Annotated in this window: 24 protein-coding genes, 3 tRNA genes and 1 pseudogene; 11 read left to right on the top strand and 17 right to left on the bottom strand. The window is 70.8% G+C overall.

The features are described 5' to 3' along the window. Nucleotides 1–164: 164 nt before the first annotated feature. A complete protein-coding gene (locus ACFY9I_RS08445) occupies nt 165–779 on the bottom strand; it encodes an SSI family serine proteinase inhibitor (RefSeq protein ID WP_390998363.1) in 615 nt (204 codons plus the stop codon). A 268-nt stretch (nt 780–1,047) separates the two neighbouring features. On the opposite strand from ACFY9I_RS08445, the gene ACFY9I_RS08440 reads away from it, so the two are divergent. From ACFY9I_RS08440 to ACFY9I_RS08400, 9 genes and pseudogenes are all read left to right on the top strand, one after another. Continuing rightward, nucleotides 1,048–1,138: transfer RNA gene (locus ACFY9I_RS08440), tRNA-Ser, on the top strand. A gap of 223 nt (nt 1,139–1,361) precedes the next feature. After that, nucleotides 1,362–1,434 (top strand) — tRNA-Arg (locus ACFY9I_RS08435). Between the two features lie 60 nt (nt 1,435–1,494). Further along, complete coding sequence (locus tag ACFY9I_RS08430) at nt 1,495–1,716, top strand: hypothetical protein (protein WP_390998360.1); 222 nt, start codon at nt 1,495–1,497, stop codon at nt 1,714–1,716. 345 nt (nt 1,717–2,061) lie between these two features. Continuing rightward, on the top strand, nt 2,062–2,949 hold the full coding sequence (locus tag ACFY9I_RS08425) for a DUF2797 domain-containing protein (protein WP_390998357.1): 888 nt from the start codon (nt 2,062–2,064) through the stop codon (nt 2,947–2,949). 353 nt (nt 2,950–3,302) lie between these two features. Further along, entirely contained in the window at nt 3,303–4,043 is a 741-nt protein-coding gene (locus ACFY9I_RS08420; RefSeq protein WP_390998354.1) for a response regulator, read from the top strand. Then, a complete protein-coding gene (locus tag ACFY9I_RS08415; protein WP_390998351.1) occupies nt 4,040–5,743 on the top strand; it encodes an ATP-binding protein in 1,704 nt (567 codons plus the stop codon). Before ACFY9I_RS08420 ends, ACFY9I_RS08415 begins: the two co-directional genes overlap by 4 nt. 26 nt (nt 5,744–5,769) lie before the next feature. Next, nucleotides 5,770–7,302, top strand: coding sequence for a glycosyltransferase (locus ACFY9I_RS08410; RefSeq protein ID WP_390998348.1), 1,533 nt, complete (start codon nt 5,770–5,772; stop codon nt 7,300–7,302). After that, nucleotides 7,299–9,629: a glycosyltransferase family 39 protein gene (locus tag ACFY9I_RS08405; protein WP_390998345.1), complete on the top strand. Its 2,331-nt coding sequence runs from the start codon at nt 7,299–7,301 to the stop codon at nt 9,627–9,629. The genes ACFY9I_RS08410 and ACFY9I_RS08405 overlap by 4 nt, the downstream gene beginning before the upstream one ends. Nucleotides 9,630–9,800: 171 nt before the next feature. Beyond that, nucleotides 9,801–10,274 (top strand): annotated as a pseudogene (locus ACFY9I_RS08400) (TetR/AcrR family transcriptional regulator); the annotation flags it as partial. A gap of 6 nt (nt 10,275–10,280) precedes the next feature. On the opposite strand, the gene ACFY9I_RS08395 reads toward ACFY9I_RS08400, so the two are convergent. The 4 genes from ACFY9I_RS08395 to ACFY9I_RS08380 all read right to left on the bottom strand — a co-directional run bounded on the left by ACFY9I_RS08395 (nt 10,281) and on the right by ACFY9I_RS08380 (nt 14,903). Next, nucleotides 10,281–10,751: a TIGR03618 family F420-dependent PPOX class oxidoreductase gene (locus ACFY9I_RS08395; protein ID WP_390998342.1), complete on the bottom strand. Its 471-nt coding sequence runs from the start codon at nt 10,749–10,751 to the stop codon at nt 10,281–10,283. A 160-nt stretch (nt 10,752–10,911) separates the two neighbouring features. Beyond that, on the bottom strand, nt 10,912–11,754 hold the full coding sequence (locus ACFY9I_RS08390; RefSeq protein ID WP_390998340.1) for a YceI family protein: 843 nt from the start codon (nt 11,752–11,754) through the stop codon (nt 10,912–10,914). Between the two features lie 88 nt (nt 11,755–11,842). Next, the gene (locus tag ACFY9I_RS08385) at nt 11,843–14,395 is read right to left on the bottom strand and encodes an MFS transporter (protein ID WP_390998337.1); all 2,553 of its coding nucleotides are present in this window, start codon (nt 14,393–14,395) and stop codon (nt 11,843–11,845) included. A gap of 58 nt (nt 14,396–14,453) precedes the next feature. After that, complete coding sequence (locus ACFY9I_RS08380; protein WP_390998335.1) at nt 14,454–14,903, bottom strand: MarR family transcriptional regulator; 450 nt, start codon at nt 14,901–14,903, stop codon at nt 14,454–14,456. Between the two features lie 177 nt (nt 14,904–15,080). Here ACFY9I_RS08380 and ACFY9I_RS08375 point away from each other — a divergent pair, with 177 nt between their 5' ends. After that, complete coding sequence (locus ACFY9I_RS08375) at nt 15,081–15,281, top strand: hypothetical protein (protein ID WP_390998332.1); 201 nt, start codon at nt 15,081–15,083, stop codon at nt 15,279–15,281. Nucleotides 15,282–15,554: 273 nt separating this feature from the next. On the opposite strand, the gene ACFY9I_RS08370 is transcribed toward ACFY9I_RS08375, so the two are convergent. From ACFY9I_RS08370 to ACFY9I_RS08335, 8 genes are all read right to left on the bottom strand, one after another. Beyond that, complete coding sequence (locus ACFY9I_RS08370) at nt 15,555–16,475, bottom strand: SigB/SigF/SigG family RNA polymerase sigma factor (protein WP_390998329.1); 921 nt, start codon at nt 16,473–16,475, stop codon at nt 15,555–15,557. A gap of 640 nt (nt 16,476–17,115) precedes the next feature. Then, complete coding sequence (locus tag ACFY9I_RS08365; RefSeq protein ID WP_390998327.1) at nt 17,116–18,000, bottom strand: SigB/SigF/SigG family RNA polymerase sigma factor; 885 nt, start codon at nt 17,998–18,000, stop codon at nt 17,116–17,118. A 189-nt stretch (nt 18,001–18,189) separates the two neighbouring features. Next, nucleotides 18,190–18,483, bottom strand: a complete 294-nt coding sequence (locus ACFY9I_RS08360) for a Dabb family protein (protein ID WP_390998325.1) — start codon at nt 18,481–18,483, stop codon at nt 18,190–18,192. 50 nt (nt 18,484–18,533) lie between these two features. Then, entirely contained in the window at nt 18,534–18,710 is a 177-nt protein-coding gene (locus ACFY9I_RS08355) for a hypothetical protein (RefSeq protein WP_033526709.1), read from the bottom strand. Between the two features lie 168 nt (nt 18,711–18,878). Then, nucleotides 18,879–18,963 (bottom strand) — tRNA-Ser (locus ACFY9I_RS08350). Nucleotides 18,964–19,029: 66 nt separating this feature from the next. Further along, nucleotides 19,030–19,461: a tRNA adenosine(34) deaminase TadA gene (tadA, locus tag ACFY9I_RS08345; RefSeq protein WP_390999144.1), complete on the bottom strand. Its 432-nt coding sequence runs from the start codon at nt 19,459–19,461 to the stop codon at nt 19,030–19,032. A 94-nt stretch (nt 19,462–19,555) separates the two neighbouring features. Beyond that, nucleotides 19,556–20,080, bottom strand: a complete 525-nt coding sequence (locus ACFY9I_RS08340) for a hypothetical protein (RefSeq protein WP_390998322.1) — start codon at nt 20,078–20,080, stop codon at nt 19,556–19,558. Between the two features lie 425 nt (nt 20,081–20,505). Then, nucleotides 20,506–20,700, bottom strand: coding sequence for a hypothetical protein (locus tag ACFY9I_RS08335; protein WP_390999141.1), 195 nt, complete (start codon nt 20,698–20,700; stop codon nt 20,506–20,508). A gap of 519 nt (nt 20,701–21,219) precedes the next feature. On the opposite strand from ACFY9I_RS08335, the gene upp reads away from it, so the two are divergent. Beyond that, nucleotides 21,220–21,855: a uracil phosphoribosyltransferase gene (gene upp / locus ACFY9I_RS08330; RefSeq protein WP_390998319.1), complete on the top strand. Its 636-nt coding sequence runs from the start codon at nt 21,220–21,222 to the stop codon at nt 21,853–21,855. Nucleotides 21,856–22,012: 157 nt separating this feature from the next. Here the strand turns inward: upp and ACFY9I_RS08325 are convergent, their stop codons facing one another. From ACFY9I_RS08325 to ACFY9I_RS08310, 4 genes are all read right to left on the bottom strand, one after another. After that, complete coding sequence (locus ACFY9I_RS08325) at nt 22,013–22,645, bottom strand: LytR C-terminal domain-containing protein (RefSeq protein ID WP_390999138.1); 633 nt, start codon at nt 22,643–22,645, stop codon at nt 22,013–22,015. 186 nt (nt 22,646–22,831) lie between these two features. After that, nucleotides 22,832–23,128, bottom strand: a complete 297-nt coding sequence (locus tag ACFY9I_RS08320; RefSeq protein WP_003999914.1) for a type II toxin-antitoxin system VapB family antitoxin — start codon at nt 23,126–23,128, stop codon at nt 22,832–22,834. A 197-nt stretch (nt 23,129–23,325) separates the two neighbouring features. Beyond that, on the bottom strand, nt 23,326–23,919 hold the full coding sequence (locus tag ACFY9I_RS08315) for an HhH-GPD-type base excision DNA repair protein (RefSeq protein ID WP_390998316.1): 594 nt from the start codon (nt 23,917–23,919) through the stop codon (nt 23,326–23,328). A gap of 181 nt (nt 23,920–24,100) precedes the next feature. Continuing rightward, complete coding sequence (locus tag ACFY9I_RS08310; protein ID WP_390998313.1) at nt 24,101–24,853, bottom strand: SIP domain-containing protein; 753 nt, start codon at nt 24,851–24,853, stop codon at nt 24,101–24,103. Nucleotides 24,854–24,888: the final 35 nt, after the last annotated feature.

The raw sequence follows: 24,888 nt of genomic DNA, 5'->3' as shown, positions 1-24,888 counted from the left end.
GAAGTGTCGGCGGCACATATGTACGGGCTGTGCACCCCTTCCGGAGCCGCCGGTGTCCGCGCTCGTCGAGTGGCTCGTTTCCGCCGTTCCGCCGTTCCCGTCCAGAGGGTTCTTCCGCCGGCTCCTCACACCGGGGTTCCAGCGGGACGCGGGGCCCCCGGCCCCTACGCGCGGAGGTCCGGCAGTACGGGCACCAGTGCGTCCCAGCGGGCGATCTCGCAGCCGTTCCGCCGGTCGAAACGGGCGTCGACACGGCGCCCGGCCCAGGTCCCGGTGACATACGCGGTGGCCGGACCGCCGTACTGCATCGTGCACACGGTGCCGGGCCGGACCTGCGCGAAGGGGTCCTCGCCCCACACGGTCCGCCGGTCGAGCCGCCCGCATGCCTTCCGCGCGTCCGGGTGGCTGCCCCCTTGCGGATGGCACCGCAACTCGAACGCCCCGTCCGCCCCGCCGCCGGCATGCCGCACCGTGACGGTCAGCCGGTCACCGGAGCCGGGAGCCGGCGTGGGCAGCGCGGTACGCGACAACCCCTCGTTGGCGTACGCGTCCGGCGCCACCGGCGCGAGCGGGCCGGCGGCGACCGCGGCGAGCGAGGCGAGGGCGCCGCCGAGGAACAGCCGGGCCGACGCGGCCGGCCTCCTCTGGAAGGCGACGGCCTGACGGGGCGAGGCACCGGCTTCGCGAGGCGAGGCGGCGGCCGGGCCGGGGCCGGGGGCGGGGGCGGGGGCGAGGGCTGGGACAGGGCCGGGGCCGGGGAGGGGAGAGCTTTGCGACATGACCTGACTAACGCCACGCCCGGCCCGCGGTTGCGGCACACCGCCCCACCCCGACCGCATCCATCCCGCGTATCCCGCGTCCACCCCGTCCACCCCGCGGCCACTCCGCCCCGGACCTCCGTCCACCTGCCCCGCACCGCTCCCGACGTGCCATACGGCTTTGCCCCGCGGCCTCTCCGCCTAGTACCGTGGGAGGCGATTGGTGACAGCCCACTCGGCTGTGTCATCATCTGCACGCACCACTCGCGCTCGCGCGGGAGGTTGTGCTGGAGGCGTCGCCTAGTCCGGTCTATGGCGCCGCACTGCTAATGCGGTTTGGGGTTTACGCTCCATCGAGGGTTCAAATCCCTCCGCCTCCGCGCTTGATCACCGAAGCCCCGGTCCATCCGACCGGGGCTTCGTCGTTCCCACCTCTGCTCCGCCCTCTGCTCCGCCATCGCTCCGCAGGCGTCCCACAGGCCGTTTTCGCAGGTCACAAGGGGTTTGGTAAACGGATTTCACATGACGACGGCAGTCATGTAATGTTCTTCCTGTCGCCGCGAGCGGGCCGAAAGGGCCAGGAGCGGCGGGAAAACAGAACAAGCACTCGTAGCTTAACGGATAGAGCATCTGACTACGGATCAGAAGGTTGCAGGTTCGAATCCTGCCGAGTGCACACAGGCCGAGGGCCCCGGAGAGATCCGGGGCCCTCGGTGTTTGGCGCATACTGGTCGCAATGACAAAGCCAGGTGCACCGAAGCGCTATCTGCCCACCAGTCCCTTCAAAGCCCCCGTCGCGCCACCGCTCAAGGAGTTCGCCGTGGGCGACCAGGTGACGCACGACATGTACGGCCTCGGCCGGGTGATCGGCATCGAGGACGGCATCGCGGCGCTCGTCGACTTCGGGTCGGCGCAGCAGCGGATCCTTAGTCCGTACACCAAGATGAGCAAGCTGTAGTTCCGCTGTGCCCGATCACGGCACACCAGGCGCCTCGACGGCCCTGTACCGAATGGGAGACCTCTCATCGAACTGACCTCGCTGTTCTCCGCCCCGGAAGGGGCGCCCCGCAACGCGACCACGACATCGCCGCCGCCGACGACGACGCCCTTCCAGGCCCCGGACTTCGGGGCGGAGGACGCCTTCCTGCCGGAGGACGAGTACGAGCCCGTCCCGGGCATGGAGGCGGCACGGCGCAGGGCCGGCTAGCCCCGGCGGTGGGGGGCGATACCGCCGGATCACTCCGTCCGCACGAGTTTTCGCCGGCACAGCGCGTGTCAGTGGTGCCCTCTAAGGTCGTGAGGGATGGCACGCGTGTGGAGATGTACGGGGCTGCGGTGGCGCGGGGACGGGCCGCTGCTGTGCTGGGAAGGCGGGCGGCGGAGCGCTCTGCCTCAGGGGAAGGCGGTCGCGTTCGGGGTGGTGGGTGAGGGCCGGCGGATCTGCGTCGGGGCTCGGGGGAACGCCTGTCCGGTGCGGACGGGGGTGTCCGGTCGGAGTACCGGGGCTCGCTGTGAGGAGTGTGCGCGGCTTGACCGGGCGCATTCCGTGGCCGCCGACACGATCGCCGACGATCCACGGCCGTACCACGTGTACCTCGCCTGGTTCGGGCCCGGGATGGTGAAGGTGGGGATCACGGCCGTCGAGCGAGGGTCGGCGCGGCTGCTGGAGCAGGGGGCGGTCTGTTTCGCCTGGCTCGGGCGAGGGCCGTTGATGGCCGCCCGGCGGGCGGAGGAGATGCTGCGGGCCGCGCTCAAGGTGCCCGATCGCATTCCGTACGCGGAGAAGAGGGTCGTACGGGCTGGTCTGCCGACCGTCGAGGAGCGGTTCGCGGAGCTGGACGTGCTGCATGGGCGGGCCCTGTCGCTCGACACGTGGCCCGAGTCCTTGGAGCCGGTGCCGTTCCAAGCCGTCGATCACTTCGGGGTGTTCGGGCTCGACGGGCTGCCGGCCGCCGACGGTGTGGTGAGTGAGTTGGTCGCGGGCGGGGCCGTGGGTGGTGAGGTGCTCGCCGTCGCCGGGCCCGATCTGCATCTGGCCACCGGCCGGGGAGTCTTCGTTCTCGACACACGGCTCATGACCGGGTGGGAACTGACCGCTCCGGCCGGCGAGGAGGCTCGTGACGTGATCACCGTCCCCGTACGGGAGTTGAAGAGCGAAGGGGGCGGGGGCGTGCAGGACGGGCTGTTCTGAAGCGCTGGGAGGGCGAGATGCTGAGGGGGCGGAGGGGCCGAGGGGGCGAGGGCCGAGGGGGCGAGGGGCAGTGGGGGCTAGGAGAGAGTGCGAAGCATGACGTCGCTCGCGTAAGGGTGGGGTCAGATCATGGTCGTACTCAGGGATCGGCGCGGGCCGTGAAGCTGTGCGGTTCGGGTGAGGCGGCCTTGGGAAGGCCGTGGGCACGGTCAGGAAACCGCTGGTCGACGGGGCCCTTGTCCGAGAAGTCGGGGATGCACCCAGGCACAGCCTGAGAGGCGCCTGTGCGTTTCTCAGAGAAATCACAGGTTGTGGAAAGGGTGTTCTCAGAGGGCCCCGACAACGTGTCCAGCATGACCACGACCTCGCCCCAGGGGCGCACCGAACTGCTGAGGCCGGACGGGAGCCCCGTCCGAGTGCTTGTGGTGGACGACGAGCTGTCGATCACCGAACTGCTGTCCATGGCCCTTCGCTATGAGGGATGGCAGATCCGGAGTGCGGGGGACGGTACGGGTGCCATCCAGGCCGCCCGGGACTTCCGCCCCGACGCCGTCGTCCTCGACATGATGCTGCCGGACATGGACGGACTGACCGTCCTCGGGCGGCTGCGGCGCGATCTGCCGGATGTGCCGGTGCTCTTCCTCACCGCGAAGGACGCGGTCGAGGACCGGATCGCCGGGCTCACCGCCGGCGGTGACGACTACGTCACCAAGCCGTTCAGCCTCGAAGAGGTCGTCGCCCGGCTGCGCGGGCTCATCCGCCGGTCCGGCGCCGCCGACCGCCGCTCCGACTCGGTGCTCGTCGTCGGTGACCTCATGCTCGACGAGGACAGCCACGAGGTGTCGCGCGGTGGGGCGAACATCCACCTCACCGCCACCGAGTTCGAACTGCTGCGGTTCCTGATGCGGAACCCGCGGCGCGTGCTCAGCAAGGCGCAGATCCTCGACCGGGTCTGGTCGTACGACTTCGGTGGGCAGGCCAATGTGGTCGAGCTCTACATCTCGTACCTGCGGCGGAAGATCGACGCCGGGCGCGAGCCGATGATCCACACCCGGCGTGGGGCCGGCTATCTGATCAAGCCCGCCGTGTCGTGAGCGGGCGACGACGGACGCGTACGCAGAGGCAGCCGAGGCTGAGACCGACGCTGAGGCTGAGGCCGAGGCTGAGGCTGAGGCGAGGACAGCCGCGCACACTGCGTACGCGGCTCGTCGTCTCCGCGGTGGCGTTGATCGCGGTGGTGTGTGCGGTGATCGGGACGGTGACGACGGTCGCGCTGAGCGAGCACCTGAACGAACAGCTCAACACCCAGCTGAAAGAGGTCGCCAAGCGCGCCGCAGGCCCACCGAACGGGAGCGTTCCCGGTGGCGCCGACAACCCGCCGCCGGGTGGCCCCTTCGGGTTCGTGACCAAGGGCGGCACCGAGGTGAACACCGTCGTCGCCCAGGTCGGGACCGACGGTGGAATCACCGATGCCGTGGTGGCCAAGGAGAAGACCTCCGACAGCGACGGCTTCGAGGGCATGATCACCGACGCGCTCAACGCCGAACAGGAAGCCGCCCTCGGCGCCGTGTCGAGGACCGGTATCTCCACCGTGGACCTCCCCGGCCTCGGTGAATACCGGGTCACCTATGTCGAGGGCAGCAGAGGGGACTTCTACGTCGCCCTCCCCACCAAGTCCGTCACCACCACCCTCAACACCCTCATCCTCGTGGAACTCAGCGTCACCGGCGCCGGTCTCGTCGCCGCCGGGATCGCCGGATCCATGCTGGTCGGGGTCGCTCTGCGGCCCTTGCGCAAGGTGGCCGGCACCGCGACCCGGGTCTCCGAACTGCCGCTGCACACCGGTGAGGTGACGCTCAACGAGCGGGTGCCGGCGTCCGAGACCGATCCGCACACCGAGGTCGGCCAGGTCGGCGCCGCGCTCAACAGGATGCTCGACCACATCCACAGTGCGCTGCACTCGCGGCAGGAGAGCGAGACACGCGTACGGCAGTTCGTCGCGGACGCCAGTCATGAGCTGAGGACGCCGCTCGCGTCCATCCGTGGCTATGCCGAGCTGACCCGGCGCGGTCGGGAGGAGATCGGGCCCGACACCCGGCACGCGCTCGGGCGGATCGAGTCCGAGTCAGGGCGTATGACCATGCTGGTCGAGGACCTGTTGCTGCTGGCGCGGCTCGACGCCGGGCGGCCGTTGCAGTTCGAGCGGACCGACCTCATCCCCCTCGTCGTGGACACGGTCAGCGACGCGCGGGTCGCCGGGCGGAGCCACAACTGGCGGCTGGATCTGCCGGACGTGCCGGCGCTCGTGTCGGCCGACGCGGCACGGCTCCAGCAGGTCCTCGTCAATCTGCTGGCGAACGCGCGTACGCACACGCCGCCCGGTACGACCGTCACCGCACGGGTGCAGCGGCGTGGGCCGTGGATCTGTGTCGACGTCGAGGACGACGGACAGGGCATCCCGGCGGATCTACTGCCGCACGTGTTCGAGCGGTTCGCGCGAGGGGACTCGTCGCGGTCCCGGGCGTCCGGGTCGACCGGGCTGGGGCTCGCCATCGTGCAGGCCGTGGCCGACGCGCACGGCGGTGCCGTGACCGTCGACAGCGTGCCCGGCAGGACCGTGTTCACGGTGCATCTGCCGACCCTCGGCCGTGAGGCGCCGCTGCTCGACGACGCAGCGAACTGGCAGCTCGACGACGTCCACGACGACGAGTTCGAGGGACACGACATGGTGACCGACGCGACGAACCGGCCGGCGGACTCACAGGCACACCACAGTGTGAGCACACGGGCATAACAGAGCGGCTCGCGAATGTGGCGGGCATGCGAACCGACTCTTCTTCCGGCACCCTGCCGGCGCGGGAGCACCTCCCGGCCGGAAACGCCGGTACGCCTGTCCTGGACGTGGTGATCCCCGTCCACAACGAGGAGAAGGACCTCCAGCCGTGCGTCCTCAGACTGCACGAGCACCTCGCGCACACGTTCCCGTACGCCTTCCGCATCACGATCGCGGACAACGCGTCCACGGACACGACCCCGCAGGTGGCGCGGCGGCTGGAGGCGGATCTCCCCGAGGTCACGTCCCTCCGGCTGGAACAGAAGGGGCGGGGCCGGGCGCTCAGGACGGTGTGGTCCGCGTCCGACGCGCCGGTCCTCGCCTACATGGACGTGGACCTGTCCACCGACCTGAACGCCCTGCTGCCGCTGGTGGCCCCGCTGATCTCCGGCCACTCCGACCTTGCGATCGGCTCCCGGCTCGCCCGGTCCTCGCGGGTGGTGCGTGGCCCCAAGCGGGAGTTCATCAGCCGCGTCTACAACCTGATCCTGCGCGGTTCGCTGCAGGCCCGTTTCTCGGACGCGCAGTGCGGGTTCAAGGCGATACGTCGGGATGTGGCCCAGGTGCTGCTGCCGCTCGTCGAGGACACCGGCTGGTTCTTCGACACCGAGATGCTGGTACTGGCCGAGCGGGCCGGGCTCAGGATTCATGAAGTGCCGGTGGACTGGGTCGACGACCCGGACTCGACCGTCCACATCGTGAAGACGGCCACCGACGACCTCAAGGGTGTCTGGCGGGTGGGGAGGGCGCTGGCCACCGGGTCCCTCGCACTGGACCGGCTCGCCCGGCCCTTCGGGGACGATCCCCGGGACCGCGAGATCCAGGACGTGCCCCGCGGCCTCGCCCGCCAGCTCCTCGGCTTCTGTGTCGTGGGCGGCCTTTCCACCCTGTTCTATCTGCTGCTCTACAGCGGCTTCCGGACGTTCTCGGGGTCGCAGACCGCCAACGCGCTCGCGCTGCTGGTCTCGGCGCTCGCCAACACGGCGGCCAACCGGCGCCTGACCTTCGGCGTCCGGGGCCGGGGCAACGTCATCAAGCACCAGGCCCAGGGTCTGGTCGTGTTCGGCATCGGCCTGGCCCTCACCAGCGGCTCACTGGTCACCCTCGGCGCGGCGACCAACGACCCCGCGCACTCCACGGAACTGGCGGTGCTCATCGCCGCCAACCTCGCGGCGACGGTGCTGCGGTTCCTGCTCTTCCGGGCATGGGTGTTCCCCGACCGGCGTGACGGCTCGCCCGCCGGGGGCTTCCCGGCCGAGGGCTTCCCCGCCGCGGGACCCCCTACCGAGGGCTTCCCTGTCGGGGGTTCGACCGTCGTCGCCCCGCACCACCCGGCTTCGCGGCAGGCGACCGTACCTGCGGGGCAGCCCGGCCCGTGCGGCCACCAGGACCGGTTCCAGCCGACGTACACCACGACCCCGTTCCGCGCCGGAGAAGCCGCGGACCGCCCCCGGGGGGAGCCGACCATGCAGATGCGGCCGGTGCGCCCGCACGATCAGAATTCGAGGAACACACGATGACCACGCATTTCGAGACGACGAGCCGGCCGGGAGGCCCCGGTCCCGGTCCTGGTCCCGGTCCTGGTCCCGGTCCTGGCCCCGACCGGGGATCGCAGCCCACCCCGACCGCCGTACAGGAAGCCGTACAGGAACCGGTGGTTCCGGGGCCGCCCGCCGAGCCCCCGGCCCCCGGCTCGGGTGAGCCCGGGCTGCCCTTCGCGAGGCGCCTGTGGAGAGGCAGGCCCGAGGACAACCGCTGGATCCGCCCCGGATTCCTGCTCACGCTCCTCCTCATCGGCGGCCTCTACACCTGGAGCCTCACGGCCTCCGGATACGCCAACTCCTTCTACTCGGCGGCCGTACAGGCGGGCAGCCAGTCCTGGAAGGCCCTCTTCTTCGGCTCGTTGGACTCGTCCAACGCCATCACCGTCGACAAGCCCCCGGCCTCACTGTGGCCGATGGCGCTGTCGGTCCGGCTCTTCGGCCTCAACTCCTTCGCGATCCTGTTCCCGCAGGTGTTGATGGCCGTCGCCACCGCCGGGGTGCTGTGGGCGGCCGTACGCCGTCGTTCCGGCCCCGCGGCCGGCTTCATCACCATGGCGGTGTTCGCGCTCACGCCCGTCGCCGCGCTGATGTTCCGCTTCAACAACCCGGACGCGGCCCTCGCGCTGCTGATGGCCGCCGCGGTCTACTGCACACAGCGCGCCATGGAGAAGGCGCGGACGAAGTGGCTGGTCTGGGCGGGCGTCGCCATCGGCCTCGCCTTCCTGGTCAAGACCCTCCAGGCGTTCCTGATCCTGCCGGTCCTCGCGCTCGTGTACGTCGTCTTCGCGCCGGCCCCGGTGAAGAAGCGGATCGGCCAGGTGCTGCTCGCCGGGCTCGTGATGGTCGTTTCCGGCGGCTGGTGGGTCGCGATCGTCGAGCTGTGGCCGGCGTCCTCCCGCCCCTACGTCGGCGGCTCGCAGACCAACTCCTTCCTCGAACTGACCTTCGGCTACAACGGTCTCGGCCGCCTCAACGGCGAGGAGACCGGCAGCGTCGGAGGTGGCGGCGTCGGAGGTCGCGGCGGCGGTGGCGGCGGTGGTGGCAACTGGGGCGAGACCGGCTGGGACCGGATGTTCAGCTCCTCCATCGGCGGCCAGATCTCCTGGCTGATCCCGGCCGCGCTGATCCTGCTGGGCGCCGCGGTCTTCGCCACGCGCAAGCTCAAGCGCACGGACACCACCCGTGCGGCCTTCCTCCTCTGGGGCGGCTCGCTGCTGATCACCATGGTGGTCTTCAGCTTCATGCAGGGCATCTTCCACGAGTACTACACCGTGGCCATCGCCCCCTACATCGCGCCGCTGACCGGCATGGGCGCGGCTCTGCTCTGGGACCGGCGGTCCAAGCTCTGGGCGTCGATCACCATGGCCGCCGCCATGACGGCCACCGCGGTCTGGGGCTACGTCCTGCTCAACCGCTCCTCCGACTACCTGCCCTGGCTGAAGTGGGCCGTGCTCGTCGGCGGTCTGGTCGCCGCGCTCGGCCTGGTCTTCGTGGCCAAGCTGGGCCGTCGACTGGCCCTGGCAGTCGTCGGCCTGAGCCTTGTCACGGCGGTGGCGGGCCCGACGGCGTACACCCTCACCACCCTCAACGAGGGGCACACGGGTTCGATCGTGACGGCCGGTCCGTCGACCCGCGGGGGGATGGGCGGCGGCCCCGGCGGTGGCGGCATGGGCGGCGGTCCCAGTGGCGGTATGCCGGGCCAGAACAGCCGGCAGGGCAACGGCCAGAACCAGCAGGGCGGCCAGAACGGCCAGAACGGCCAGAACGGCGACGGTCAGATGGGCCAGCCCCCGACCGGCGGCTTCGGCGGCGGCCAGAACAACCCGCAGGGACAGCAGAACCAGCAGGGTCAGGGCAACGGCCAGACCCAGAACGGTGACGGCGGTCGAACGGGTGGCGGCGGTGGCGGCATGGGCGGTCTGCTCAACGGCGCCTCCGTCAGCGACGAGGTCAGGGAACTGCTGGAGAAGGACGCCGGTGACTACACCTGGCCGGCCGCCGCGATCGGCGCCCAGAACGCGGCGAGCTACCAACTCTCCACCGGTGACCCGGTCATGGCGATCGGTGGCTTCAACGGCACCGACCCGTCACCGACCCTCGCGGAGTTCAAGGAGTACGTGGCGGACGGCGAGATCCACTACTTCATCTCCGGCGGAACCGGCGGCGGCATGGGCGGCGGCCCCGGCGGTGGCGGCATGGGCGGCAGCGGAACCTCCTCGCAGATCAGCTCCTGGATCCAGGAGAACTTCGAATCGGTGACGGTCGACGGCACGACGTTCTACGACCTGACGCAGCCGAAGTAGCCAAGGCGGCGGTGGGAGCGGGGCGGTGGCCCGGGGGTGCGGACACATCCCCGGGTCACCGCCTCTTTCGTACGGGCCGACGTCGGCTTTCGTGCCCGCTGACGTCGGCTCTCGTACGTCGGCGGATGGCGCGGATGGCGCGGATGGCGCGGAGGGGGCGGCCGGGGTCAGGTGCGGCCGGGGCAGGTGCGGCAGCCGGGGCAGAGGTTCTCGATGCGGCGGCCGGCCGCCGAGCTGGACGTGACGGCGATGTCGGTCTACTGGTACGTGGACACCAAGGACGACCTGCTGGAACAAGCGCTCGACCAGGCGTTCGACGAGATGCGGTTGCCCCCGGCCGACTCCGACGAGGACTGGCGGGACCAACTGCGCACGCTGGCCGAGCAGTACCGGTCGGTCCTGGTCCGCCACCCCTGGGTGTCGCGCCTCGCGGGCACCTTCCTCAACATCGGCCCGCACGCGCTGGACTTCTCGCTCGCCGTGCAGCGCGTGATCCGCCGCACCGGGCTGCCCGCGCGCGGCCGGGCAGGGGCCATCTCGGCGGTCTCCCAGTTCGTGTACGGCTTCGGCACCATCGAGGGCCACTTCGTCCAGCGCTGCGCCGACGCCGGGATGACCCAGGATGAGTACTTCCGCCAGGCCATTGGCTGACTACTCCCCGGCCGCCAGGCGAGCCGGGAAGCCACCCGTCGCCACCGGGCCCCACTTCACCGGAGTGACCCGGATGATCGATTTGCCCTGCTTGACCATGGCCGCCCGGTACTCGTCCCAGTCCGGGTGGTCGCCGGAGATGTTGCGGAAGTACTCCACCAGGGGCTCGACCGAGTCCGGTGAGTCGATGACCTCGGCGGTGCCGTCGATCTGGACCCAGGGGCCGTCCCAGTCGTCGCTCAGTACGAGGACGCTCACCCGCTCGTCGCGCTTGGCGTTCCGCGTCTTGGCCCGCTCGGGGTAGGTGGAGATCACGATCCGGCCCGAGTCGTCGACGCCGCAGGTCAGCGGCGACGCCTGAGGGCCACCGTCGGTCCGCCGGGTGATCAGGAGCGCCCGGTGCCGGGGACGTACGAAGTCGAGCAGCTCTTCGAGGGAGACCGTGGTGTTGCTCGCGATGTTCCGTGCCATGGCGGTCAGCGTAGGCCCTCACCCGGCCGCGAGCCTGACCCTGTCATGCGTACCCACGCGGTCGGGCCGATGCGGCGGACGGCAGCGGCGGGAGGAGGAACCGCGCCCCGACCGGTCGGCGCTCACACACGCGGCAGCGTCCCTCCCGGCACCGCCCGCATCACTGCACCGCCTGCACTGCCTGCACTGCCTGCACTGCCTGTACTGCCTGCACGTCCAGCTCCACCTTCAGCGTCGTACCGATGGCCGCGATGCCCGCCTGCATCACCTGGTTGTAGTTCATGGCGAAGTCCTCCCGGCGGAGTTCGGCGGTGGCCCGGAAGGCGGCCCGGGTGCCGCCCCAGGGATCCGCGGCCGTGCCCAGGTAGGCGAGGTCCAGGTCGACCGGGCGTACGACGCCGTGCATGCCCAGCTCGCCGTGGACGGTCCAGCGGTCGGGGCCTGCGGGGGCCAGGCCCGTCGAGACGTAGGTGATCTCGGGGTGGCGTTCGACGTCCAGGAAGTCCGGGGACCGCAGATGCTCATCCCGCGCCGCGTTCCCCGTGTCGATCGAGGCCGCCCGGATCACTGCCTCCACCCGCGACTTGGTGCCCTCGTCCGGTGCCGGGGCGATCTCGACCGACCCCGAGAAGTCGGTGAAGCGGCCGCGGACGCTGGAGATGCCCAGGTGCTGGGCCACGGCGGCGACGGAGGAGTGCGCGGGGTCGATGGTCCAGGGGCCGGGCGGGGGCAGTTCCGTGCCGCTCTGCCGGGCCAGGACCACGGTGCCGATCTCTGCGCGGCTGCTCGCCGTCACCAGGGCGCTGGAGGCGATCGGGGCGTAGCCGACCGCCGTGACGATCACGGTGTACGCGCCGGGGGCGAGCGGTGTGGGGTCGTGCACGTGCCCTTCGGCGTCCGACTCGGCCCGCAACACCTGCGTACCGCTCATGTTGGTCACCGTGACGACCGCGTGCGACACGGCCCATCCGTCCCGGGTGCGGATCCTCGCGGTCAGTCCCATGTCCTTCCAACTCCTCAGCATGCGGCCGGCCGGTGGAGCCTCGGGGGGAGAGGCGGCCCCACCGGCCGGTGGTTCAGGGGTTCCCTGCTCACTCGCCGGGGTGGGCGAGTTCGATGTCGTGGTCGTCGACTCCGGGGCCGCCGACCGTCAGGGCCGTGGCCACGGGCGGGTACCCGGTGGCGATGACCGTGTACTCCCCGCCGCCCAGGTCGGTGAAGGCGTACGCCCCGTCCGCGCCGGTGGTGGCCGTGCCGACCACGTTGCCCGCCGCGTCCACGAGGGTCACGCGAGCGTCGGCCAACGGCCCGCCCGGCGCCCGTACGACCCCCCGGAGCCGGGCCCCGGCCTCCAGGTCGATCTCGATCCGGGTGACGCCCGTGCCGCCGATCTCGACGGGCAGGGCGCGCGGCCGGTACCCGGCGGCGTTCACCGCGACGGTGACCGGGCCCGGCACCAGCTCGCCGAAGCCGAACTCGCCCTGCTCACCGGTGGTCCCGCCGGCCAGTACGTCGCCCCGCACATCGGTCACCACGACCATGGCGTCCCGCACGGGCGACCCTGCTCCGCCTGCCCGCACCACACCGCTCAGCCCGCTCGTCCCGCTCAGCAGGATGTCGTACGCGACCGGCTCGCCGTTCACGACCACCGTGGACGCCTGCGGCTGGAAGCCGTCGGCCGCCGCGATCAGGACGTACGACCCGGCGCCGGGCGCGTCCACCGCGTAGGTGCCCGCGGCGCCCGCGACCGAACGGCCGAGCTGGCGCCCGCCGAGCGAGATGAGGGTCACGGCGGCCCGGGGTACGGGCACGCCCTCGGCCCCACGGACATGACCCCGTACGGGAATGCCACCGCCACCGTCACTGCCACCGCTGCCCGGTGCCGGGGGGGAGGCCGGCGCCGACGAGGTCTCCGGCACGTCCGCCTCCCAGTCGTTCGCCGTGGCCTCGGCCTCTGTCGAGTTGGTCGCTGTCGACTTGGTCTCTGTGGACCTGGTCTGCGTCGACTTGGTCTGCGTGGACTTGGTTCCTGTCGGCTGCGCCTCGGCTGCCTGGACGAGCGCCCCACTGGTCCGCAGCGGAACCTCCTTGATGAAGAAGGAGAAGACGAGCGCGAGGACGGCGAAGGGGGCGGCGTAGAGGAAGACGTCGCCGATGCCGTGACCGTAGGAGCTCTCGATGACCGTGCGGATCGGCGCGGGCAGCGCGTCGAGGTCGGGGATCTCACCGTGGCCCATGGAGGAGCTCTTGACGCCGAGGTCGGCGAGGCCCTCCTCGGCGTAGTGGGTGATCCGGTGACTCAGGACCGCGCCCAGCGCCGAGACGCCGATCGCGCCGCCGAGGGAGCGGAAGAAGGTGACGGTCGAGCTGGCGGCGCCCAGGTCGCCAGGGGCCACCTGGTTCTGGGTGCACAGCACCAGGTTCTGCATCATCATGCCGACGCCAAGCCCGAGCAGCGCCATGAAGATCGCCACATGCCAGTACTCGGTGTCGTACCGCAGGGTGCCCAGCAGTCCGAGGCCCGAGGTCACCAGCACACCGCCGGCGAGCAGCCACGCCTTCCAGCGGCCGGTGCGGGTGATGACCTGGCCGGACACGGTCGAGGAGACGAACAGGCCGCCGATCATCGGGATGGTGAGGACGCCGGACATGGTCGGCGACTTGTCGCGGGCCAGTTGGAAGTACTGGCTGAAGAAGATGGTGCCCGCGAACATCGCGACACCGACGAAGAGCGAGGCCAGCGAGGCCAGGGCGATCGTCCGGTTGCGGAACAGCCGCAGCGGGATGATCGGCTCGCTCGCCCTCGACTCGACGAGGAGGAACAGGCCGAGCAGGGCCACCGTGCCGCCGACCATCGCGTACGTCTGCCAGGACACCCAGTCGTACTTGTCACCGGCGAAGGTCACCCAGACCAGCAGCAGGCAGACCGCGGCGGTGATGAGGAACGCGCCTGCCCAGTCGACCTTGACCTTGCGCTTGACCACCGGCAGGTGCAGCGTCCGCTGGAGCACGACCAGGGCGATCACGGCGAAGGGCACGCCGACGTAGAAGCACCAGCGCCAGCCCAGCCAGTCGGTGTCGGTGATGACACCGCCGACCAGCGGGCCGCCGACCATCGCGGTCGCGAAGGTGGCGCCGAGGTAGCCGTTGTACCGGCCGCGTTCCCGCGGGGAGATCATCGCGGCGAGGCAGATCTGGGCCAGCGCGGAGAGTCCGCCCATGCCGACGCCCTGGACCGCGCGGAATCCGATCAGCATCCCGGCGTTCTGGGACAGACCCGCCGCGGCCGACCCCAGCACGAAGATCACGAGGGCAAGCTGGATCAGCAGCTTCTTGGAGAACAGGTCGGCGAGCTTGCCCCACAACGGGGTGGAGGCCGTCATCGCGAGGAGCGACGCGGTCACCACCCAGGTGTACGCGCTCTGTCCGCCGCCCAGGTCCTTGATGATGTCCGGAAGCGCGTTCGACACGATCGTGGACGACAGGATCGCCACGAACATGCCGAGCAGCAGCCCGGTCAGCGCTTCCATGATCTGCCGGTGCGTCATCGGGGCGTCGCCGCCACCGCTGTGGGGGGCACCCTTGGCGGTGCCTCCTCCATGCTTGGCGTGAGCCCGCACACCGGCTGGTGTGGTCGTTGCCATGGGGCTTCCTTCTCCTGTGTGCTCTTTGCGGGTGTACGGGTTGCTGGTCTGCCGCTCGCTATGCGGGGGTCCGGGGCGGCGCGGTGGCGTCGAAGCTCTCGCGCAGCCGGCCCAGGAGCCGGATGAGCTGTCCGACCTCGTTGTCGGACCAGTCGCTCAGCCGGTCGGCCATCAACCGGCTGGTGCGCCGGTCGAGTTCGGCGACCACGGCCCGCCCCTCGGGGGTCAGGCGCAGGATGCGTGAACGTTTGTCCGCCGGGTCGGGGAGGCGTTCGATCCAGCCCCGCGCGGCGACATGGGCCACATGACGACTGGTCACCGATATGTCCACGGAGAGCAGCTCGGCGAGCCTGCTCATGCGCATCCCGCCGTGCCGGCCGATCAGGGTCAGGACTCCCGCCGACGCGCCGGGGCAGTCGTACGGCAGCATTCGTGCGATCTCCCGCTTCACGGCCCCGATGGCGCTGAGCTGACGGGCCAGCTCCTCGTAGTGCGCTTGCCCGGCCATGGAACCCCTCCCGTGGGTATTTGTTGCTTAGGGCAACCATAGGGGTGGATGGTTGCTGCAGGCAAATTAAATCGGGCGTGTGCGGCCCAAGTCTTGGCAAAGGAGAACGGTTCGGTCGGCCTCGGAGGGAGAACCTGGCTTGGGCGCCCCATCCCCCATTCGCTAAGGTCTCGGGCCATGGCTGACAACCAGGGCCCCCAGGGCAACTACGACCCCGCGGGCAGCACCCAGATGTTCCGCGCCTTCGTCGACGAGACGCCTGCGGGGGGCCGGCCGGCTGCCGCCGCGGCGTCTTCCGGGCCGCGGATGGGCTTGATCGTCGGTGTGATCGCGGCGGTGGCCGTGGTGGCCGCGGTGGTGTGGCTCGCACTGATGTGACGGTGCGGGGCCCTGCGGTGGCCTGCGGTGCCCTGAGGGTGTGCGGGTGTGCGTCTGCCGGGTTCTTGTGATCTTGCGCGGGCGGGTGGTGTGTGATTGCTCGCGCAGTTCCCCGCGCCCCTGAAAAGCGTGGGCGCCCCCTGGCTTTCAAGGGGCGCGGGGAACTGCGCGACCAGCCCCGTCCGTACCCACCCACCAGCAGCGAAAGAACGCGCCGGGGTGCCCGAAGGCGCCCCGGCGTTCGCACGTGTCACGCCCTGAGCAGGCGCCGGCTCAGTCGGAGATCAGGCCCTCGCGGAGCTGGGCCAGGGTCCGGGTGAGGAGGCGGGAGACGTGCATCTGGGAGATGCCGACCTCTTCGCCGATCTGGGACTGCGTCATGTTCGCGAAGAAGCGCAGCATGATGATCCGGCGCTCGCGGGGCGGCAGCTTGGCCAGCAGCGGCTTCAGGGACTCGCGGTACTCGACGCCCTCCAGCGCCGTGTCCTCGTAGCCGAGGCGGTCCGCGAGTGAGCCCTCGCCGCCGTCGTCCTCGGGGGCCGGCGAGTCGAGCGACGACGCCGTGTACGCGTTGCCGACCGCGAGGCCGTCGACGACGTCCTCCTCCGACACGCCCAGGACGGCGGCGAGTTCGGTGACCGTCGGGGAGCGGTCGAGCTTCTGGGACAGCTCGTCGCTGGCCTTGGTGAGGGCGAGGCGCAGCTCCTGCAGCCGCCTCGGCACCCGGACCGACCACGAGGTGTCGCGGAAGAACCGCTTGATCTCGCCCACGACCGTCGGCATCGCGAACGTCGGGAACTCCACGCCCCGTTCGCAGTCGAAGCGGTCGATCGCCTTGATGAGGCCGATCGTTCCGACCTGGACGATGTCCTCCATCGGTTCGTTGCGCGACCGGAAACGGGCGGCGGCGTAACGCACCAGGGGGAGGTTGAGCTCGATGAGGGTGTCCCGGACATAGGCACGCTCGGGGCTGTTCTCGTCGAGTGCGGCCAGCCGCAGGAACAGGGAGCGGGACAGGGTGCGGGTGTCGATGTTCGCCGAGGCCGACAAGGCCGGGAAGTCAGTCGCCGGCGGAGCCTGGGGACCGGGAAGGTCCTCAAGCGCCTGAAGGTCCTGAGGGGCCTGGATAGCGTCGGGCGCGGTCTCGCTCTTCGCGAGCGTGAGCACCTTCGAGCTGCCCTGGTCTGCGGACATGCCACCCCCTTTGGGTCGCGGACGGTCGCGGCGGACGCTCCCGTCGTAAGGAACGCAGCCTCCACCTGAATACCGGCGGCGAGGCCACGGCAAACGCGCTGGGGGAAGAATGTCACACGTCGGCAACACGATGTAGTGACATGTCGACATGGAGAGGGTGAATAAGCCCTGAAATCAGCCGGTCTGATGGGCTTTCAGCCCAGAACGACGGGAAAGCCGGACGATGAGCGATTCGCTCTTCCCGGTGATCGTTCGCCAGCGCATTCGGTCACGCCCATGGCCTGCGCACGCGTCCCCCTGGCCGATTCTGTGCGCCCCGCCTGCCTTCGTGCGCCCCGTGTGCCCCACGGTCCATCTGCGATGCGACGGAGGTCATTGGCTACCGACGGTTACCTGCTCCGGGAGGGGACGGCGCCCCCGAAGGGGCGCGGAGAACTGCGCGACCAGCCACCCCGAACCCGCCCCCGCCGACCCGCATGCCCACCGCCGACGCGCAGGCCTCCGGCACACCCGGGGGCCTCGCCGACGCGCAGGTACCCGGCACGCCCGCCGACGCGGAGGCCCCCGGTGACGCGCAGGCACCCGCCGACGCGCAGGCCCCCGGTACACCCGCGGGCCCCCGGCGCCCCGAGCGGAGCGCCTACGCCTCGATCCGATTGGCCGACCGCAACCGCGCGAAACTCCGCGCCAGCAGCCGTGACACATGCATCTGGGAGACCCCCAGTTCCGCGCTGATCTGCGACTGCGTCAGATTGCTGTAGTAGCGGAGCAACAGGATCCGCTGTTCGCGTTCGGGGAGTTGGACGAGGAGATGCCGTACGAGGTCACGGTGTTCCACGCCGTCGAGTTCCGGGTCCTCGTAGCCGAGCCGGTCGAGCAGCCCCGGCAGTCCGTCGCCCTCCTGCGCGGCCTCCAGCGAGGTCGCGTGGTACGAGCGGCCCGCCTCGATGCAGGACAGCACCTCCTCCTCGGTGATGCGCAGCCGCTCGGCGATCTCGGCGGTGGAGGGGGTGCGCCCGAAGGCGGTGGTGAGGTCCTCGGTCGCGCTGTTCACCTGCACCCACAACTCGTGCAGCCGGCGCGGGACGTGGACCGTGCGGACGTTGTCGCGGAAGTACCGTTTGATCTCGCCGACGACGGTAGGCATCGCGAAGGTCGGGAACTGCACACCCCGGTCCGGGTCGAAACGGTCGATGGCGTTGATGAGTCCGATCGTCCCGACCTGGACCACGTCCTCCATGGGTTCGTTGCGGGAGCGGAAGCGGGCGGCCGCGTAGCGGACGAGCGGGAGATTCGCCTCGATGAGCGCCCCGCGCACGCGGTTGTGCTCGGGAGTGCCCGGCACCAGATGCTTCAACTCGCCGAAGAGCACCTGGGTGAGGGCCCGGGTGTCGGCGCCACGGCGCTTCTCCGGGACGGGCGCGGTGGCCGCCGTGACCTGGGCCGGCGCGGAATCGGGAGCGGGGACGTCTTCCTGGGGAGGCGCAGTACTGGCCGACACGGTCAACGCCACCTCTTCATCCATCAACTCAACCGTCAAAAGCGGTCATAGCATCACAAGACATGTGCACTGTGATCAAGCACCGCATATCGCCGTGTTGAGCGAGAGTTGAGTGGACCGAGGGCTGTGGGATGCCGAAAAAGGTGCCCCGCACTGCTGGAGTGCGGGGCGTGACCTGGGGCGGTACCGCCTCACGGCCGTGCGGCCGTCGGCTCAGAACTCGTAGTCGGCGATGATCCAGGTGGCGAACTCGCGCCACAGCGCGACACCCGCCTGGTGGTCCGGGTGCTCGACATACGTGCGCAGGGCGTCCGCGTCGTCGAAGGCGGAGTTGATCGCGAAGTCGTAGGCGATGGGGCGGTCGCTGAGGTTCCAGCCCAGCTCCCAGTGGCGGATCTCCTCGATCGTGCCGCCGAGCGCGCGGAAGGCGTCCACGCCCTTCACGACCCGCGGGTCGTCACGCTCGACGCCCTCGTTGAGCTTGAAGAGGACCAGGTGGCGGATCATGGGCGCTCCGGGAGGGTCGTACGGCGTGCCGGTACTGCCGGGGCCGAGGTCTACTCGGCCCCGTCGGCGATCCAGGTGAAGAAGTCACCGATGGACTGGGCGGCGTTCGAGACGCCCTCGAACCCTATCTGGACGTAGTCGGCTGCCTTGGCCGGGTCCGTGATGATCACGTACAGCACGAAGACCACGAGCACGTACAGCGCTATCTTCTTCCCCTGCACCGCCACCGCGGCCTCCCCCGCCTTGTGTGCCCCGTGGGCCCCATGGGTCCTCTTTGTCGGCCGCGAGTGTAACCCGATCATGCGTTCGCAGGAGAGACCGGAAACGCCGGGTGTACCCGTCGTAGGGACAGGAACGCACAAAGGGCCCCGCCTTGCGACGGGGCCCTTCCAGAGCGGTAGCGGAGGGATTTGAACCCTCGGTGACTTGCGCCACACTCGCTTTCGAGGCGAGCTCCTTCGGCCGCTCGGACACGCTACCGAGGGAGACCTTACAGCAAGGTGGGGTGTGCCTTGAAATCGGTATCGGGGGTGCGGGCGGCCGGTGTCAGCGGGTGCGGAAGAAGTCGGTGAGGAGGCCGGCGCACTCACCGGCGAGTACGCCCTCGACGACCTCGGGGCGGTGGTTGAGCCGTCGATCGCGTACGACGTCCCAGAGCGAGCCGGTGGCGCCGGCCTTCTCGTCGCGGGCGCCGTAGACGAGCCGGTCGACGCGGGACTGCACGAGCGCGCCCGCGCACATCGTGCAGGGTTCGAGGGTGACGACCAGCGTGCAGCCGGTCAGCCGCCATTCGCCCAGCCGCTCCGCGGCCCGGCGGACGGCCAGCACCTCCGCGTGGGCGGTCGGATCACCGGTCGCCTCCCGTTCGTTGTGCCCGGCGGCCAGTACGGTCGTGCCGTCCGGGGACAGGACGACCGCACCGACCGGGACGTCACCGCCCTCGGCGGCCCGCCCGGCCTCGGCCAGGGCGAGCCGCATCGCGGCCCGCCAGCGGTCGCGTACCGGATCGGGGCCCGGTGCCTCTGCGTCGGTTGCTTCGGTCACCGGGGGAACGTAGCGGATGGGGACGGAGTCAGCGGACCGTCTCCAGGACCTCCGACGCCCCGAGCGCCTCGGCGATCGAGTTGAGGGCGTCGTCGGCGTCGAGGGCGCGCAGCTCCTTCTCGCTCACACCCAGGTCGTCGAGGATCTCGTTGTCGCCGACCGGGCTGTGCGGAACGGCCTCGGCGGCCGTGTCGTCGTCATCGTCGTCGGGCTCACCGTCCTCCGTGCCGTCGAGGTCGAGGGCGTCCAGGTCGGTGTCGTCGTCGCCGGGCTCCCTTCCGAGCAGTTCGTCGGTGAGCAGGATCTCGCCGTAGCTGCTGCGTGCAGCGGCGGCGGCGTCCGACACGTAGATACGAGGGTCGTCCTCGCCATCGATACGGACGACGCCGAACCAGGCGTCCTCCTGCTCGATGAGCACCAGCACCGTGTCGTCGCCGGGCGAGGCTTCACGGGCCAGGTCGGCCAGATCCGACAGGGTTTCCACATCGTCGAGCTCTGTGTCGCTCGCTTCCCACCCGTCTTCGGTGCGCGCGAGCAGTGCGGCGAAGTACACCGTGACTCTCCCACTGGTCTTAGGCGTGCCGGTTGGGGGTCCCCCCGGCGGAGGTTACGGGTGGGGAGGCTTGCGGTCCGAGCCCCACCCACTCGGAATCGTGGCAGAAACAGAGCGCCCAGGGGATGTCTTCGGCCCCCTGTGTCCGGCTCTTTCGATCGCCGGCGGGCCCGCCGTTCACCTGCGCACCTGTTGCCGCCACCAGCGGATGGTACGCGCAGTTCCCGGCCGCATCGGCACGGCCACCCCGTGAAGGGCCCACGCGTACCCCGGGAGCACGGCAGAGGGGCCGCAGGAGGGGGTGGGGCGGGGCGAGGGCTGGGGGCCACGGGCCGACGAGCCGACCTGGGCCCGGACCGGCGCGCTCGCCGCCCGGCTGCTACCCGTGGACCACGTGTGGCCGTTCCGCCGTGAGCCCCGCCGGGTCACCAGCGGAAGGTGCGCATGCGCATGGCGTGGCGTAGGCGGGCGGCCTTGGCGCGGCGCGGCTGAACCCGGTCGCGCAACTCCCGCGCCTCGGTCCGCTCCCGCAGGAACTGCGCCCGCCGCCTCCGGCGCGCCGCGTCGTTCTCGTCGTGCTCGTCGTTCTCCTCCTCGGACCCCTGGGCCCCGTCACCCACCTGCGTCACCCCGTCGACCGTCTGCGCCACCCGCCCACGTGCCGGTGCCGCCCCGCCCACCGATTCCACCGGTTCCACCGATTGCGTTGCCCGGCCGCCCGCTCGCGCCGCGCGGCGACCGTTGCTCCGCGCCGTTGCGTCGGCTTCCCGCGCCGCGCGCCCCCTCGGCCGCGCCGCCGTTCCGCCGGTTCCCTGTGCCGTCTCGCGGGCCGCTCTCGTGGGCCCGTCGGTTCCCCGTGCCGTCTCGTCGGCCGTCTGCGCGGCGGCCCGCCGCTCGGTCCCCCTGTTCCTGGGCGGCGACGGGTATGGGGAAGGGTGCCCTGCGGGGGACACGTCGTCGTGGGGAAGTCCTGTTCGCGTTTGCCATGGGCTCACCACCGTGCGGCGTCGGCTCGTCGGTCGCGCTACGTTCATCCCACTTTCCCTCCGACGGGGGGGTTGATGCCATCGCGAGGGTGAAGCGGGCGGCGGGGTGAGGACGGGCCACTCGGCGCTGTTGCCCCGGTTACTGTTGTGGACATGCGTCTCCACGTCGTCGACCACCCTCTGGTCGCTCACAAGCTCACCGCGCTGCGCGACCGGCGCACCGACTCCCCGACCTTCCGCCGTCTGGCCGACGAACTGGTCACCCTCCTCGCCTACGAGGCGACGCGGGACGTGCGTACCGAGCAGGTCGACATCACGACGCCGGTCGCCTCGACCACGGGTGTCAAGCTCTCCCACCCGCGACCGCTCGTGGTGCCGATCCTGCGGGCCGGTCTCGGCATGCTCGACGGCATGGTCCGGCTGCTGCCGACCGCCGAGGTGGGTTTCCTGGGCATGATCCGCAACGAGGAGACGCTGCAGGCCTCCACGTACGCCACCCGCATGCCCGAGGACCTCTCCGGTCGCCAGGTGTACGTCCTCGACCCCATGCTCGCCACCGGCGGCACCCTTGTCGCCGCGATCCGTGAGCTGATCTCCCGTGGCGCCGACGATGTGACCGCCGTGGTGCTCCTCGCAGCTCCCGAGGGCGTCGAGGTCATGGAGCGTGAACTGGCGGGCGCCCCGGTGACGGTCGTGACCGCCGCCGTGGACGAGCGCCTCAACGACCTCGGTTACATCGTGCCGGGTCTGGGCGACGCGGGCGACCGGCTGTACGGCGCCGCCGAGTAGGTCGCCACGGCCCGTCCGCGTACGTCCCTCGTACGCGGACGTCCCTCGTACGCGGACGGGGCACGTACCCGTACGTCTCGCGCGTCCGTACGTCACTCGCGTCCGTACTTCTCCTGGACGGTATGCGCCGTGCGTCAGGAGTTGCTACGAGGCCGGGTCAGCACGTTCTCGTGGCGGTGGACGTCGGCTCGGGCCTGGTCAGGTCGGCCAGGGCCTTGTCGGCGTCCTTCGGCTTGCTGAGGGACTTGAAGCCGGTGCCGATGATGAGGTCGACCTCGGTGGCCTTGGCGCGGCCGTCGGTCTTGAGCCGCGCACCGGTGAGCTGGGTGTTGAGTACGGGCAGCGCCGCCCCCTCGGCGGCCTTCGCGCCGAGCAGCAGCGCGGCGCCCTTGACCTTCTTGTCGTACTCCTCGGTCGCGTTGCCCACGTTCCCGATACGGAAGCCGCGCTTCTTCAGCTCGTCGGCGGTGTCCTTGGCGAGGCCCGCGCGGGGCGTGGCGTTGAGGACGTTGACGGTGATCCTGCCGGGCGCGGGGTAGGTCCCCCCGGATGCTCCGGCCGACCTGCCCGCCGTCGGGGAGGGGCTCACGCGGGCCGAGCAGTCCGCCTTGGGGCCGGCCGCGGCGGCCTGGTCGTCGCCGGTGAAGACGTCGATGAGCTGCAGCGTTCCCCAGCCTAGGAGGCCCAGCGCGGACACGGACGCGACGACCGCGAGCACGAGCCTGCGGCGCCTCCTGGGTCGCCGCAGCCGCGGGTACTTGTCCCCCGTGATCCGGTACTGGCCGCCCATGCCGGGAGGAGTCAGCATGCTCATGGGCGCAGCGTAGTGCCGTTGGACGGCGATGCCTACTAGATGATCATTCACCGCGCTGCAGTCCAACCCGAAAGGGCCAACCGGCGGGGCGTCGGGGTTCTTGCCGGAGCATTCCGGGCGCCCGGCGCGGCGGTGCCCGTGCCGGGCCGGTCCCGGGGGCGGTCAGTCCAGCTCGAGGACGCGGGCGTGGAGTACCTGGCGTTGCTGGAGGGCCGCGCGGACGGCGCGGTGGAGGCCGTCCTCCAGGTACAGGTCGCCCTGCCACTTCACCACGTGCGCGAAGAGGTCGCCGTAGAAGGTGGAGTCCTCGGCGAGGAGGGTTTCCAGGTCCAGTTGCCCCTTGGTCGTCACGAGCTGATCGAGGCGGACCGGGCGTGGCGCGACGTCCGCCCACTGCCGGGTGCTTTCCCGGCCGTGGTCGGGGTACGGCCGGCCGTTTCCGATGCGCTTGAAGATCACACGGAAAGCCTACCGGTCGAGACGTTCCGGGCGCAGCCATGGCGCCGGAGAGCGCCCCCCGAAAAGGTGTCCGGAAGTGTGGCAAACCGGCCATTCTGTGAGGGTCCGGTGGGGGTTCCAGGTGCTCTCAGGGGGTGCTTGGAGAGCTTGTCGCGCTTGTCGCGCAGTTCCCCGCGCCCCTCACTGGGGCCGCGGGGCTATTGTCCGGCGGACTTCGCGGCTTTGGCGGCGGCCTTCATTTCCTGCTTGTGGGCGCGGACCTTGGCGAGGGAGTCGGGGCCCGTGATGTCGGCGACTGAGCGGAAGGAGTCGGGGTCGCCGTAGGGGCCGGCGGCTTCGCGCCAGCCGGTGGGGTGGGTGTCGAGTTGTTTGCCGAGGAGGGCCAGGAAGATCTGGGCCTTCTGGCGGCCGAAGCCGGGGAGGGATTCGAGGCGGGAGAGGAGTTCCTTGCCGGTCCGCACGTCCCGCCAGACCGCGCTCGCGTCGCCGTCGTAGTGCTCGACGAGGTACTGGCACAGTTGCTGGATCCGCTTGGCCATGGAGCCGGGATAACGGTGTACCGCCGGTTTCGCCGACAGCAGGGCGGCGAAGGACTCCGGGTCCGTCGTGGCGATCTCGTGGGCGTCCAGGTCGTCCGTGCCCATCCGTTGGGCGATGGTCCAGGGGCCCTTGAACGCCCACTCCATCGGCACTTGCTGGTCCAGCAGCATGCCGACCAGCGCGGCGAGCGGACTGCGGCTGAGAAGCGCGTCCGCCTCGGAGTCCTGGGCGAGGTGCAGGGTGACGTCCATGACCCGATGATGGCGCGCCGGGCGGGGCACCGCAGCCCGGCGGGGCGGGGGCGGGGGCGGGGACGGCGTCGGTGGCAGGGGATGGGTGGGGGTCGCGTCGGAGCCCGGCGGGCGTCGGGCGGGCGGCGGGCGTTCCACGCGGCACCGGCGGCACCGGCGGCGTGCGCCGACGCGGCGGGGGCTACGGGCGCCAGTAGCCCAGCGCGTGCACGTGTTGCTTCGGGACGCCCAGTTCCTTGCGGAAGAACGCCGAGAGGGATCGGGTCGTCGTGGTGTCGCAGGCGATCCATACGTAGGGGGTGTGGGCGTGCCGGAGCAGGGCGGGGGCGTCGGTCCTCACCTGGGTGAGCAGGCGTGCGCCGGCGTCCTCGCGGGGGACCGGGCGGACGTCGTGGCGGGTGGGGTCCAGACGGAAGGGCAGCCCGTCCGTTCCGTCGGCCTGAGCCGCGCCCGTTCCTTCCGTCGGCGTCTCGAACCAGATCGTCGCCGGTGCCGAGGGCAGGGCGGCCAGGAGGGAGTTGAGGGCGGGGAGGGAGGCGGGGTCGCCGACGGCGAGGATGTGGGAGGGGACGGGGTCCGGGTCGGTGAAGGCGGTGCCGTGGACCGTGGCCTCGATGGTGTCGCCGGGCTCCGCGGCGCGGGCCCAGTCACTGGCGTGGCCGTCGTGGAGGGCGAACTCCAGGCTGAAGGTACCGGCCGCCGGGTCGGGGTCGACGAGGGTGTACGCCCGCTGGTGAGGCTTGCCGGCGGCCTCGAACCAGAGGCGTACCCACATCGTGGGGTGGACGCCCGTCGCTGCGAGCATGCCGCCGTCGGTGAGGTGGACCCGGCGGTAGTGCTCGGTGACGCGTTCCGTACCCGTCACTGTGAGGACGAAGTCCTTCGCGCGGAGCAGTTTGAGGACCGCCCCCTCCCAACCGTGCCCCTGCCCCATGGCTTCTGCACCCTTCACGTACGCTTTGATCACGG

The sequence above is a fragment of the Streptomyces sp. NPDC012510 genome (assembly GCF_042955065.1).
Lineage (GTDB): Bacteria > Actinomycetota > Actinomycetes > Streptomycetales > Streptomycetaceae > Streptomyces.
The sequence above is the reverse complement of the archived record's forward strand: the minus strand, read 5'-3'. Positions and strand labels throughout refer to the sequence as shown.

Excerpts from the sequence above, each read along its gene's own strand:
- ACFY9I_RS08370 (WP_390998329.1), bottom strand. The coding sequence starts at position 16,475 with ATGTCCGCAGACCAGGGCAGCTCGAAGGTGCTCACGCTCGCGAAGAGC.
- ACFY9I_RS08410 (WP_390998348.1), top strand. The coding sequence starts at position 5,770 with ATGCGAACCGACTCTTCTTCCGGCACCCTGCCGGCGCGGGAGCACCTC.
- ACFY9I_RS08360 (WP_390998325.1), bottom strand. The coding sequence starts at position 18,483 with ATGATCCGCCACCTGGTCCTCTTCAAGCTCAACGAGGGCGTCGAGCGT.
- ACFY9I_RS08315 (WP_390998316.1), bottom strand. The coding sequence starts at position 23,919 with ATGGACGTCACCCTGCACCTCGCCCAGGACTCCGAGGCGGACGCGCTT.
- ACFY9I_RS08430 (WP_390998360.1), top strand. The coding sequence starts at position 1,495 with ATGACAAAGCCAGGTGCACCGAAGCGCTATCTGCCCACCAGTCCCTTC.
- ACFY9I_RS08425 (WP_390998357.1), top strand. The coding sequence starts at position 2,062 with ATGGCACGCGTGTGGAGATGTACGGGGCTGCGGTGGCGCGGGGACGGG.
- ACFY9I_RS08390 (WP_390998340.1), bottom strand. The coding sequence starts at position 11,754 with ATGGGACTGACCGCGAGGATCCGCACCCGGGACGGATGGGCCGTGTCG.
- ACFY9I_RS08325 (WP_390999138.1), bottom strand. The coding sequence starts at position 22,645 with ATGGGCGGCCAGTACCGGATCACGGGGGACAAGTACCCGCGGCTGCGG.
- ACFY9I_RS08385 (WP_390998337.1), bottom strand. The coding sequence starts at position 14,395 with ATGGCAACGACCACACCAGCCGGTGTGCGGGCTCACGCCAAGCATGGA.
- ACFY9I_RS08445 (WP_390998363.1), bottom strand. The coding sequence starts at position 779 with ATGTCGCAAAGCTCTCCCCTCCCCGGCCCCGGCCCTGTCCCAGCCCTC.
- ACFY9I_RS08375 (WP_390998332.1), top strand. The coding sequence starts at position 15,081 with ATGGCTGACAACCAGGGCCCCCAGGGCAACTACGACCCCGCGGGCAGC.
- ACFY9I_RS08420 (WP_390998354.1), top strand. The coding sequence starts at position 3,303 with ATGACCACGACCTCGCCCCAGGGGCGCACCGAACTGCTGAGGCCGGAC.
- ACFY9I_RS08310 (WP_390998313.1), bottom strand. The coding sequence starts at position 24,853 with ATGGGGCAGGGGCACGGTTGGGAGGGGGCGGTCCTCAAACTGCTCCGC.
- tadA (WP_390999144.1), bottom strand. The coding sequence starts at position 19,461 with ATGCGGCTCGCCCTGGCCGAGGCCGGGCGGGCCGCCGAGGGCGGTGAC.
- ACFY9I_RS08405 (WP_390998345.1), top strand. The coding sequence starts at position 7,299 with ATGACCACGCATTTCGAGACGACGAGCCGGCCGGGAGGCCCCGGTCCC.
- ACFY9I_RS08395 (WP_390998342.1), bottom strand. The coding sequence starts at position 10,751 with ATGGCACGGAACATCGCGAGCAACACCACGGTCTCCCTCGAAGAGCTG.
- upp (WP_390998319.1), top strand. The coding sequence starts at position 21,220 with ATGCGTCTCCACGTCGTCGACCACCCTCTGGTCGCTCACAAGCTCACC.
- ACFY9I_RS08380 (WP_390998335.1), bottom strand. The coding sequence starts at position 14,903 with ATGGCCGGGCAAGCGCACTACGAGGAGCTGGCCCGTCAGCTCAGCGCC.
- ACFY9I_RS08365 (WP_390998327.1), bottom strand. The coding sequence starts at position 18,000 with ATGGATGAAGAGGTGGCGTTGACCGTGTCGGCCAGTACTGCGCCTCCC.